The organism is Streptomyces spongiae (assembly GCF_009377185.1).
Lineage (GTDB): Bacteria > Actinomycetota > Actinomycetes > Streptomycetales > Streptomycetaceae > Streptomyces > Streptomyces spongiae.
Genome location: NZ_VJZC01000341.1, coordinates 1 through 10,684, shown reverse-complemented (window position 1 = coordinate 10,684; position 10,684 = coordinate 1). Strand labels below are relative to the sequence as shown.

General features: G+C 70.2%; 10 protein-coding genes. 3 read left to right on the top strand and 7 right to left on the bottom strand.

The window, feature by feature from the left end; translation table 11 throughout:
- Positions 1 to 41: 41 nt before the first annotated feature.
- The 5 genes from FNH08_RS33195 to FNH08_RS33175 form a co-directional block, all read right to left on the bottom strand.
- On the bottom strand, positions 42 to 1,757 hold the full coding sequence (locus FNH08_RS33195) for an FAD-dependent monooxygenase (protein WP_322725914.1): 1,716 nt from the start codon (positions 1,755 to 1,757) through the stop codon (positions 42 to 44).
- Positions 1,758 to 1,955: 198 nt separating this feature from the next.
- Positions 1,956 to 2,882, bottom strand: a complete 927-nt coding sequence (locus tag FNH08_RS33190) for an amino acid ABC transporter permease (RefSeq protein WP_152775231.1) — start codon at positions 2,880 to 2,882, stop codon at positions 1,956 to 1,958.
- On the bottom strand, positions 2,879 to 3,547 hold the full coding sequence (locus FNH08_RS33185; protein ID WP_322725913.1) for an amino acid ABC transporter permease: 669 nt from the start codon (positions 3,545 to 3,547) through the stop codon (positions 2,879 to 2,881). The genes FNH08_RS33190 and FNH08_RS33185 overlap by 4 nt, the downstream gene beginning before the upstream one ends.
- Before the next feature lie 78 nt (positions 3,548 to 3,625).
- Entirely contained in the window at positions 3,626 to 4,462 is an 837-nt protein-coding gene (locus tag FNH08_RS33180) for a glutamate ABC transporter substrate-binding protein (protein WP_194238694.1), read from the bottom strand.
- A gap of 161 nt (positions 4,463 to 4,623) precedes the next feature.
- Positions 4,624 to 5,400, bottom strand: coding sequence for an amino acid ABC transporter ATP-binding protein (locus FNH08_RS33175; protein ID WP_152775229.1), 777 nt, complete (start codon positions 5,398 to 5,400; stop codon positions 4,624 to 4,626).
- A 242-nt stretch (positions 5,401 to 5,642) separates the two neighbouring features.
- On the opposite strand from FNH08_RS33175, the gene FNH08_RS33170 reads away from it, so the two are divergent.
- Both FNH08_RS33170 and FNH08_RS33165 read left to right on the top strand, forming a co-directional pair.
- Positions 5,643 to 6,329: a response regulator transcription factor gene (locus FNH08_RS33170; protein WP_152775228.1), complete on the top strand. Its 687-nt coding sequence runs from the start codon at positions 5,643 to 5,645 to the stop codon at positions 6,327 to 6,329.
- A gap of 9 nt (positions 6,330 to 6,338) precedes the next feature.
- The gene (locus tag FNH08_RS33165; protein WP_322725912.1) at positions 6,339 to 7,739 is read left to right on the top strand and encodes a sensor histidine kinase; all 1,401 of its coding nucleotides are present in this window, start codon (positions 6,339 to 6,341) and stop codon (positions 7,737 to 7,739) included.
- A 31-nt stretch (positions 7,740 to 7,770) separates the two neighbouring features.
- Here FNH08_RS33165 and FNH08_RS33160 read toward each other — a convergent pair whose 3' ends face one another.
- Positions 7,771 to 8,766 (bottom strand): TAXI family TRAP transporter solute-binding subunit, encoded by a 996-nt coding sequence (locus FNH08_RS33160; RefSeq protein WP_152775227.1) that lies wholly within the window; start codon positions 8,764 to 8,766, stop codon positions 7,771 to 7,773.
- A gap of 131 nt (positions 8,767 to 8,897) precedes the next feature.
- Positions 8,898 to 10,034 (bottom strand): N-acetylmuramoyl-L-alanine amidase, encoded by a 1,137-nt coding sequence (locus tag FNH08_RS33155; protein ID WP_322725911.1) that lies wholly within the window; start codon positions 10,032 to 10,034, stop codon positions 8,898 to 8,900.
- Between the two features lie 243 nt (positions 10,035 to 10,277).
- Between FNH08_RS33155 and FNH08_RS33150 the strand changes: the two genes are divergently transcribed.
- Positions 10,278 to 10,673 (top strand): pyrophosphohydrolase domain-containing protein, encoded by a 396-nt coding sequence (locus FNH08_RS33150; RefSeq protein WP_152775226.1) that lies wholly within the window; start codon positions 10,278 to 10,280, stop codon positions 10,671 to 10,673.
- Positions 10,674 to 10,684: the final 11 nt, after the last annotated feature.

Here is a 10,684-nt window from a genome sequence, read left to right as displayed (position 1 = left end):
CTATGTGGACCTCACGGTGACCGGGGGTTCGGCCTGTCGGCTCAGCCGACCCCACCGGTTCCGGTGCCCGCCCCGGTTCCTGCCCCCGCTCCGGTGCCCGCCGCCTCCGACTTCTTCCGGTCGCCCAGGGCCGCCTCCGCCGCCGTGTACAGGTCCGACGGTCGCACCCCGCTCAGCGCGGTGACCAGATGGCCGTCCGGACGGACCAGCAGCACCGTGTGCGCGGCCGCGCCCGGGTAGCTCTCGGCGACCAGTAGCTCGGCAGGGTGCGGCAGCGCGGTCACGGCGGCCGCGAGCCGTGGCATGATCCCGGCGCTCACCCAGTGCTTGCGGGCCCACACCCCGGTGCCCGGTGCGATCAGCACCACCAGCAGCGCCCCGCGCCCGAGCCGGTCCCGCAGCCGGACGAAGGTGCCGTCCTCGGCGGTCACCCGCACGTCGACGACCTGCGAACCCGGGGCCGTCTCGACGGCGGTCTCCGACTCGGTGCGTGGAGGCGCGAGCGGTGAATCGGCGTACGCCCCGGGCGCGCCCAGCGGGCCGCGCCCCAGGTGGCCGTCCGTGAGCAGCGCGTCATGGCCGCGGGACGAGCCGGGGACGTACGACCGCAGGCCCTTGCCGCCGCGCAGCAGGGGCAGCGCCTGGTCGGCGGCGCGCAACCGGGCGGCGACGAGCCCGCGCCGCTCCACCTGGTAACTGTCGAGCAGCGCCTCATGAGGGCCGTGGTGCCAGGCCAGCGCCAGTTTCCAGGCGAGGTTGTCGGCGTCCCTGAGGCCCTCGTCGAGGCCCTGGGTGCCGAGCGCGCCCAGCAGATGTGCGGCGTCCCCGGCGAGGAAGACCCGGCCGGCCCGCCAACGGCGGGCGAGGCGGTGGTGGACGGCGTGGACTCCGGTGTCCAGCAGGTCGTACGGAGGCGTGGAACCCGCGCTCCAGCCCGCGAGGGTCTCCCGGATGCGTGCCACCAGCAGGTCGGGCGTGACCAGGTCCTTGCCCGGCGGCAGCAGCCAGTCCAGGCGCCACACGCCGTCGGGGAGGGGGCGGGCGGTGATCTCCCCGGCCGACGGCCCGGACGTCCGCCACGGCGGTGCCCGGTGCAGCAACGCTTCGCCGGACCACGGGAGTTCCGTCCGCAGCGCCGCCACGGCGTGCCGCTCCACGGCCGTACGTCCCGGGAAGCGGATGTCCTGGAGCTTGCGCACCGTCGAGCGCGGGCCGTCGCAGCCGATGAGGTAGCTGCCCCGCCACCAGGTGCCCTTGGGGCCGCGGGTGTGCGCCGTGACGCCCGACGCCTCCTGCTCGATCGAGTCGAGGCGGCTCTCCACGGCCACCTTGACCAGCCGCTCCTCCGCGATGGCGTCGCGCAGCGCACCCGTCAGCACATGCTGGGCGAGGTGCAGCGGGGCCGGCCCCGCGGACGCCTCCTGAACGGCGTCCTCCGTGGCACCGCGGGAGGCACCCCCGGACGCGGCCTCGCCGGGCACGTCGGGCACGTCGTCGAAGCGGATGTTCCGCATCACCTGCCGACGGCGCACGGAACGCCATCCGGTCCAGACGAGCCCCGCTGCGGCCAGCGGGAATCCGCTCAGCCGTGCCAGGAGCGCGGCCGTGTCCTCGCGCAGGACGACCGTGCGCGCGAGCCGCTGCTCGTCCTTGCCGGGGCCCTCGTCGAGGACCACGGACGGGACCTCCTGGCGCGCGAGCGCGAGGGCGAGCGTGAGCCCGACGGGCCCCGCTCCGACGATGATCACCGGGTCCACGGCGCGGTGCCCCCTGCCCGGAGCGGTGTCCTGCGGAACGTTCGGGAACATCCAGATGGAGCGGGGTGCACGATCACAGAACGTATGCAACCCACTGCCGGTGTTTGCGTCAAGTGACGGAGGCAGTGGCGCGCCCGCCACTGCCTCCGAATGTTCACATGTCGTCAGTTGAGCGGTACGTCAGGGCCGTTCAGGAGGCTAGGTTCCGTCGCCGCCGGGCGCCCCGCCACCGATACCGATGCCGCCCCCGCCTCCCACGCCGGTCGCCGCCGTGCCCGCGACCGCCGCCGTCGGAAGAACCGCTCCGGTCGACTTCTTGCCGCGCCGCAGCCTGTTCTCCAGCCAGGCGGCGAAGCTGGTCAGGATGAAGTTGAGGACGATGAAGATGACCGCCACCACGATGAAGCTGGGGATGACGTTCGCGTAGTTCGCCGCCAGCGTCTTGCGGGCGTTCAGCAGCTCGGTGAAGTTCAGCATGGCGCCGCCGAGCGCCGTGTCCTTCACGATCACGACGAGCTGGCTGACGATCGCCGGCAGCATGACGGTCACGGCCTGCGGCAGCAGGATCGACGTCATGACCTGCGTCTTGCGCAGACCGATCGCCTGGGCGGCCTCCGTCTGGCCCTTCGGCAGCGACAGGATGCCCGCGCGGACGATCTCGGCGAGCACCGAGGCGTTGTAGAGCACGAGGCCCGTGACCACCGCGTACAGCGGACGCTCGTCGCTGCTGATGGCCGTGGACTCCGAGTAGAACTGGTTGGCGAAGACCATCAGGATCAGCACCGGGATGGCGCGGAAGAACTCGACGATCACGCCGGCCGGGACGCGCACCCACCGGTGGTCCGACAGGCGGGCTATGCCGAAGACCGCGCCCAGCGGCAGGGCTATGACCATCGACAGGGCCGCCGCCTTGAGCGTGTTGGCGAGCCCCGGAAGCAGATACGTCGTCCACGCCTGCGACTCGGTGAACGGGCTCCACTTGGCCCATTCCAGCTGGCCCTTGTCGGACATGGTCTGCCAGGCCCACCAGAGGAGGAGCACCAGCAGGGCGGCGAACACCACCGTGTACAGGACATTGCGCCGTTTGGCCCGGGGGCCCGGAGTGTCGTAGAGAACGGAGCTCATCGCTTCACCGCCAGTCGCTTGCTCAGCCAGCCGAGGAGGAGACCGGTCGGCAGCGTCAGCACCACGAAGCCCAGGGCGAAGATCGCGGTGATGGGGAGGAGCTGCGCCTCGTTCTCGATCATTTCCTTCATCAACAGAGCGGCTTCCGCCACACCGATGGCGGCCGCCACCGTCGTGTTCTTGGTCAGTGCGATCAGCACGTTGGCCAGCGGGCCGATCACCGCGCGGAAGGCCTGCGGCAGCACTATGAGGGTGAGCACCTGGGTGAAGCCGAGCCCGAGTGCGCGGGCCGCCTCCGCCTGGCCGACCGGCACCGTGTTGATGCCGGAGCGCAGGGACTCACACACGAAGCACGCCGTGTAGGCCGTCAGGCCCAGGACGGCGAGCCGGAAGAACTTCGCGTCGAAGTCGTCGGCCGCGCCCAGGGTGACGCTGAAGATGTTGGCGAGGCCCAGCGAGGTGAACACGATGATGACGGTGAGCGGGATGTTCCGCACGACGTTGACGTAGGCGGCGGCGAAGCCGCGCATCAGCGGTACGGGGCTGACTCGCATACCGGCCAGGATCGTGCCCCAGATCAGGGAGCCGACGGCCGAGAGCAGTGTCAGCTGCACTGTCGTCCAGAACGCCCCTAGGACGTCGTAGCCTTCAAGAAAGTCGAACACGATCTCCCGCGCTTCCGCGTGTGCCGAGGGGGGATGCGGTGGGCCGGTCCGTCGAGCGGCCCACCGCCGATTCCTGCCTTACTTGACGATGTCGCCGATCTTCGGGGCGGGCTCGTTCTTGTAGCTGTCGCCGAAGTTCTCCTGGACGGCCTTGTCCCAGGACTTGTCGCTGACCATCTTCTCCAGGGCCTTGTTGATCTTGTCGACCATCTCGGTGTCGCCCTTCTTGACACCGATGCCGTAGTTCTCGTTGCTCAGCTTGAGGCCGACCAGCTTGAACTTGCCCTTGTACTGCTCCTGCGCCGAGTAGCCGGCGAGGATCGAGTCGTCCGTGGTCAGCGCGTCCACGGCGCCGCTCGCGAGCCCGTCGACGCACTCGGAGTACGTGCCGACCTCCTGGAGGTTGGCCTTCGGAGCGATCTCCTTCTTGACGTTCTGCGCCGAGGTCGAGCCCGTGACAGAGCAGAGCTTCTTGCCGTTGAGGTCCGTGCCCTCGCTGATGCCCTTCTCGTCGGCGCGGACCAGCAGGTCCTGGTGGGCCAGGAGGTACGGGCCCGCGAAGTCGACCTGCTTCTTGCGCTCGTCGTTGATCGAGTACGAGGCGACGATGAAGTCGACGTCGCCGCGCTTGAGCGCGTTCTCGCGGTCGGCGCTCGGCGTCTCCTTGAACTCGATGTTCTTCGCGTCGTAACCGAGCTGCTTGGCCACGTAGGTGGCGACATCGACGTCGAAGCCCGAGAAGGAGCCGTCGGGCTCCTTCAGGCCGATGCCCGGCTGGTCGTACTTGATGCCGACGGTGATCTTCTTGCCGCCGCCGTTGCCGCTGTCGCCGCCGTCGTCGGAGCCGCACGCGGTGGCGGTCAGGGCGAGGGCGAACACGGTGGCCGAGGCGGCGGTGACCTTGAGGAGCTTCATGGGGCACATCCTTTGTGTGGTGAAGAGATGCGGGCCGTCGGTGCGGAAAGTAGGACGCAGACCGCGGACCGTCGGATGCGGGTGACGTGGGCCGTCGAGGGCCGGGTGGTGCCTGGCCCTCACCGGGTGGTGCCTGAGCCCTCAATGGGGCTCAGTGAGGCTCAGTGGTGAAGGATCTTCGACAGGAAGTCCTTGGCCCGGTCGCTGCGGGGGTTGCTGAAGAACTGGTCCGGCGCGGCCTCTTCGACGATGCGGCCGTCAGCCATGAAGACCACACGGTTGGCGGCCGAGCGGGCGAAGCCCATCTCATGGGTGACGACGACCATGGTCATGCCGTCGCGGGCGAGCTGCTGCATGACCTCCAGGACCTCGTTGATCATCTCCGGGTCGAGGGCCGAGGTCGGCTCGTCGAAGAGCATGACCTTCGGGTCCATGGCCAGGGCCCGCGCGATCGCGACGCGCTGCTGCTGGCCGCCCGAGAGCTGAGCGGGGTACTTGTCCGCCTGTGTGCTCACGCCGACGCGGTCGAGCAGGGCGCGCGCCTTCTCCTCGGCCTTCGCCTTGTCGGTCTTGCGAACCTTGAGCTGTCCCAGCGTCACGTTCTCGAGCACCGTCTTGTGCGCGAAGAGGTTGAAGGACTGGAACACCATGCCCACGTCGGCACGGAGCCGGGCGAGCTCCCTGCCCTCCGCGGGCAGCGGCTTGCCGTCTATCAGGATCGAGCCGGAGTCGACGCTCTCCAGCCGGTTGACGGTGCGGCACAGGGTGGACTTGCCGGACCCGGAGGGCCCGATCACCACGACGACCTCGCCCCGGGCGATGGTCAGATCGATGTCCTGGAGCACGTGCAACGCGCCGAAGTGCTTGTTGACGCTCTTCAGGACGACCAGGTCGTTCGTCCCGGCCACGGCGTCCTTGGCCACCGGTACTTCGGTCATCGCTCTATGGCTCCGTCCTCCTCGGTTGCGGAGGACAGTAGTAACCCGCTTCGACCAGCGTCATTACATCTGAGGGAGAATTGAGCATAACGATCCGGTCGCAGACCGACACTCCCCGTAGCGGTAGAACCATGCAGCGTACCGGCTGGGTAACGCCGGGCGGAACGCTCTTGACGCGGTCCTCCGACATCGGCGTGACTGCCATGTGGCACGAACGACCGAACGGACCGGAGGGGGCCGGAATGAGACTGCTGCTCGTCGAGGACGACAACCACGTCGCGGCCGCCCTGTCCGCGGTGCTGGCGCGGCACGGCTTCGACGTCACGCACGCCCGCAGCGGCGAGGAGGCGCTCCAGGCGCTGGTCCCCGAGAGCGACGGGTTCGGCGTGGTGCTGCTGGACCTCGGCCTGCCCGACCAGGACGGATACGAGGTCTGCGGCAAGATCCGCAAGCTCACCAGCACCCCGGTGATCATGGTGACCGCCCGCTCCGACGTACGGTCCCGGATCCACGGCCTGAACCTCGGCGCCGACGACTACGTGGTCAAGCCGTACGACACCGGGGAGTTGCTCGCCCGCATCCACGCCGTGAGCCGGCGCAGCGTCCCGGACGACACCGCCGAGTCCGGTGACGGCGCGCTCCATCTCGGGCCCGTGCGGATCGAGTTGCCGACCCGCCAGGTCAGCGTGGACGGTTCGGTGGTGCAGCTGACACGCAAGGAGTTCGACCTGCTCGCGCTGCTCGCCCAGCGGCCCGGGGTGGTCTTCCGGCGGGAGCAGATCATCAGCGAGGTGTGGCGCACCAGTTGGGAGGGGACCGGGCGCACCCTGGAGGTGCACGTGGCGTCCCTGCGGTCCAAACTGCGCATGCCCGCACTGATCGAGACAGTGCGCGGAGTCGGGTACCGGCTCGTCGCCCCCGCGTCATAGCGTGCCCGCGTGACCACTCGTCTTCTCCCGCTGCTCATCGTCCTCATGGCGGCCGTGCTGCTCGCGCTCGGCATCCCGCTGGGGGTGAGCCTGGCGGGCGCGCAGCAGCAGGACGTCGTGGTCGACCGCATCGACGACACGGCGCGCTTCGCGGCCCTCGCGCAATTCGTCACCGAGAGCTCCGCAGACTCCCCCGACACCGACGAGCGCGGCGCGACCCTGCAGAAGGAACTCGAGCGCTACCACGACGTCTACGACATCCGGGCGGGTGTCTTCGACCGCAACGCCAAGCCCCTCTCGCGCGCGCCGCGGACCTGGTACGTGCCCACGGACGGTGAGGCCCGCGTCGCGTTCGAGGAGGCCCGCGCGGGGCGCCGCAGCCACGACCCGGAGCAGGTGTGGCCCTGGCAGCGGCACCGGCTCGTCGTGGCGTCCCCGGTGATCCGGGACGGTGATGTGGTGGCCGTCGTGGTCACCGACTCACCGACCGGGCCCATGCGTTCGAAGATCCTTCGCGGCTGGCTGGTCATCGCCGCGGGCCTGGTCGCCGCGATGCTCCTCGCCGTCGGGGCCGCGCTGCGCCTGACCGGCTGGGTCCTCAAGCCCGTACGCGTCCTGGACACCACCACCCACGCCATCGCGTCCGGACGCCTGAAGTCACGGGTCGCGGTCGCCGGAGGGCCGCCGGAACTCAGGCGTCTGGCCCGCTCGTTCAACGAGATGGCCGACAACGTCGAGGACGTCCTGGAGCAGCAGCGTGCCTTCGTCGCCGACGCCTCGCACCAGTTGCGCAACCCCCTCGCCGCGCTGCTGCTGCGCATCGACCTGCTCGCGCTCGAACTGCCGGAGGACAACGAGGAGATCGCCTCCGTCCGCACCGAGGGCAAGCGCCTCGCCCAGGTCCTCGACGACCTGCTGGACCTGGCGCTCGCCGAGCACGCCGAGGCGGACCTCAGGCTCACCGACATCGGCGAGCTGGCCGCCGAGCGGGTGGCCGCGTGGGAGCCGGTCGCCGAGAGCAAGGGCGTACGGCTGACGGGGACCTGCCCCGCCACCACCGCGTGGGCCGACCCGGTGGCGCTGTCCAGCGCCCTGGACGCGGTGATCGACAACGCCCTGAAGTTCACGCCCGAGGGGGAGGACGTGGAGGTGGAGGTCTCCTCCAACGGCACGGTCTCCTCGGTCGTCGTCACCGACGGCGGGCCAGGTCTCGGCGACGAGGAACTCAACCGCGTCGGCGACCGTTTCTGGCGCAGCCCCGGCCACCAGAACATCAAGGGCTCCGGCCTCGGTCTGTCCATCTGCCGTGCCCTCCTCGCGGCGGGCGGCGGATCGATCACGTACGCCCGTCACGAGCCGCACGGCCTGAGGGTGACCGTCGCGGTGCCCAGGACGGGCCCGGTTGCCTGACCGTCGTCGGCTGCCTGACTGCCCCGCGGCTCTACGGCTTGACCGAGCGGTAGTACCGGCGGGCGCCCTCGTGGAGGGCCAGCGGGTCCGTGTAGATGGCCGTGCGCAGGTCCACCAGCTGGGCCGCGTGCACCTGGCGGCCGATGGTGTCGCGGCTCCTGATCACCGTACGGGTGAGCCACTCCGTGAGCCGGGGGTCGGTGTCCTCGCGGGTGATGAGCAGGTTCGCCACGGTCAGCGTCGGTACGGTCTCGCCGCGCTGTGTGGAGGGGTAGGCGTCGCTGGGCATCAGTGAGGACCGGTAGTAGAGGTAGGCCTTGCCCTCCTCGTGCAGCTGGGCCACGGTGCCGGCGGGGATGTCGATGAACCGGAACCGGTACTTCTTGGCCAGGTCCACCAGTCCGCGCGTCGGCAGACCGCCCGACCAGAAGAAGGCGTCTATCCGGCCCTCGCGCAACCGGGTCGGGCCGTCGGCTATGGTGTCGGCCTCCGGGACGATGTCCTTGTCGGGGTCCAGTCCGGCCGCCCTCAGCACCCGGTTCGCGATCAGCCGCACCCCGGACTTCTTCGGCCCCACGCCCACCCGCAGGCCCTTGAGGTCCTTGATGCTCCTGATGGTCGACGAGTACGGGACGACCACCTGCACGTAGTCGTCGTACAGCCGTGCCATCCCGCGCAGCCGGTCGTAGCCGGGGGCCTTGGTCAGCCGGTAGGTCTCCACGGCGTCGGCGGCGGCGATGGCGAAGTCGGCCTGTCCGGTGGCGACCTGCTCCACGTTCTTCTGGGAGCCGTCGCTGAGCTCCAGATCCACTTTCAGCCCCGGCATGTCCTTGGCGATGGCCTCGCGCAGGAACTCGCCGTACTGCTGGTAGACGCCCCTCTTCGACCCCGTGCTGATCGTGATCGTCCCGGTCGGCGGCTCCTCGCGCGGCCACAGCCACCATGCCAGCAGCCCGAGGACCACGAGCCCGGCCGTCGAGGCCAGGAGCACGCGGTGGGCGCGGATGAGGTGGTGAGCCTGAAACATGCGCGCGATCCTGCCAGGTCGCTGCGCTTGCGGCCAAGGTGCTCCGCTGGGTCCGGTGTGAAATCTGCGGGTGCGTTGTGGCTGGTCGCGCAGTTCCCCGCGCCCCTGAAGGGGCGCGGGGAACCCTCGGCTCAGCCGCGGGCTGCCGCGTCGCGGAGGCGGTCGAGTTCGTCGTACATCGTCTGGCCGGGGCACTCCGTGTCGAACCAGTCGCGGTGACCGGTGATCTCCGGGACCTCCTTCACGTTGCCGTTGACCGGGTTCTTGTACGTGACGGTGGCCTTCGGGTCGACGCCGTGGAATCGCGTCAGTACCCGGATCAGACGGGTCAGCGACTCGCGGGCGGCGTCCGTGGGGCCCTGGTCGGTCAGGGTGCCGAGCAGGGCGATGCCGAGGTTGCCGATGTTGTAGCCGACGGCGTGGAAACCGGTGACCAGGTTGCCGTCCTTGTCGTGCGCGGGGATGCCGTCGTCACCGGAGTAACGGCCCTCGTAGATGTTGCCCGCCTCGTCGATGAGGAAGTGGTAGCCGATGTCGCCCCAGTCGTTGGTGATGGCGTGGAGCTGGTAGATCGCGCGCACGGTGGCCGCCGGGTCCGGGTCGTCGTTGACCGTGGCGGTGTGGTGGACGGCGATGGTCTGGAACGGGTAGTACGCGGTCGGCGTGTTCTCCGTGCCGTCGGGCTTGAAGCGCAGCTTCTCGTCCGCGCCCCAGGCCGGCCGCGACAGGTAGGCGACACCCCGCACACGGGTCGGGTCCGACGGAACGGCGACCTTGCGCCCCGGCCCTTCCTGGGTGTCGAGGGCGAGCGAGCGCATCTCGGTGGACCCGTCGGGCGCCTTCAGCTCGTAGCCGGAGGCCTTGTCGGTGGCGATCAGCAGGGCGCCGCCGTTGGTCTCCGAGCAGCCCGCGGCGCTGAAGTCCTGCCAGGCGCCCTGGCCGCCGTCCGCGTCGGTCAGCCGGATACCGCCGCCGGACGCGCCGGACGTGCCTTCCCAGCGCACGCCCACGTAGCCGATGGGGAACGCGGCCTCGACGGGGGCCTCGCCCGTGGCGGCCTTGGCGCGGGTCTTGGGGAACGTCTCCGAGGTCGTACCGGCCTTGGTCTCGTCGGTGTCGATGCTGGCGCCGTCGGAGTCGTTCGTCGTGGCCATCACGGTCGGTGTGATCACGGCCGCGGCCGTGATCGCGCCCGCGGCGCCGATCATGGTGCGCCGGGTCACCTTGGACTTCGCCCGGTGAGAGGGGGAGGTGGGGGGAGTTGTCACGGTGGGGTCCTCAACGTTTCTTGTCGTGCTAGTCCTGGCTGTGGGGACGACTGACGGGCGCGGGCGTTCGCCCCGCCGTGCCGGCAGGGCAGAGCGGGCCGGGGATGCGCGCCGGCCGAGCTTGAAGACTCAAGGAAGGGTAGGGGGCCCGGTTGCCCCGCGGTACACCGACCCCCTGCTACTGGCGAGTTGCGAGATACGCGCAGAAGAAGCCGCAGGCCGCCCCACCGGTAGGGTCGCCGGATGCACCCCTCTCCCGCCGATCTCGTCCGTGAGTTCCACCGCGCCTTCGGGCTCGCCGCCCGCGCCGAGCCGACGGAGGTGACTCCCGAACTCGCCGCACACCGGGGCGAGTTGCTCGCCGAGGAGGCTGCCGAGGTCGCCGAGGTGGCCGTGGCGGGCCCCCTCGACCGGCTGGCGCACGAACTCGCGGACGTCGTGTACGTGGCGTACGGCACCGCCCTCGTCCACGGGATCGACCTCGACGCCGTGATCGCGGAGATCCACCGCTCCAACATGACCAAGCTGGGCCCGGACGGCAGCGTCGCCCGCCGCGAGGACGGCAAGGTCCTCAAGGGGGAGCACTATCGGGCGCCGGATGTGTCGGGGGTGCTGAGGAGTCAGGGGTGGAAGGGGTAGAGGGAGGGTAG

Bases quoted from the DNA above. Each gene is read 5' to 3' on its own strand.
- FNH08_RS33190 (WP_152775231.1), bottom strand. From the start codon at position 2,882: ATGAGCTCCGTTCTCTACGACACTCCGGGCCCCCGGGCCAAACGGCGC.
- FNH08_RS33180 (WP_194238694.1), bottom strand. From the start codon at position 4,462: ATGAAGCTCCTCAAGGTCACCGCCGCCTCGGCCACCGTGTTCGCCCTC.
- FNH08_RS33175 (WP_152775229.1), bottom strand. From the start codon at position 5,400: ATGACCGAAGTACCGGTGGCCAAGGACGCCGTGGCCGGGACGAACGAC.
- FNH08_RS33170 (WP_152775228.1), top strand. From the start codon at position 5,643: ATGAGACTGCTGCTCGTCGAGGACGACAACCACGTCGCGGCCGCCCTG.
- FNH08_RS33160 (WP_152775227.1), bottom strand. From the start codon at position 8,766: ATGTTTCAGGCTCACCACCTCATCCGCGCCCACCGCGTGCTCCTGGCC.
- FNH08_RS33150 (WP_152775226.1), top strand. From the start codon at position 10,278: ATGCACCCCTCTCCCGCCGATCTCGTCCGTGAGTTCCACCGCGCCTTC.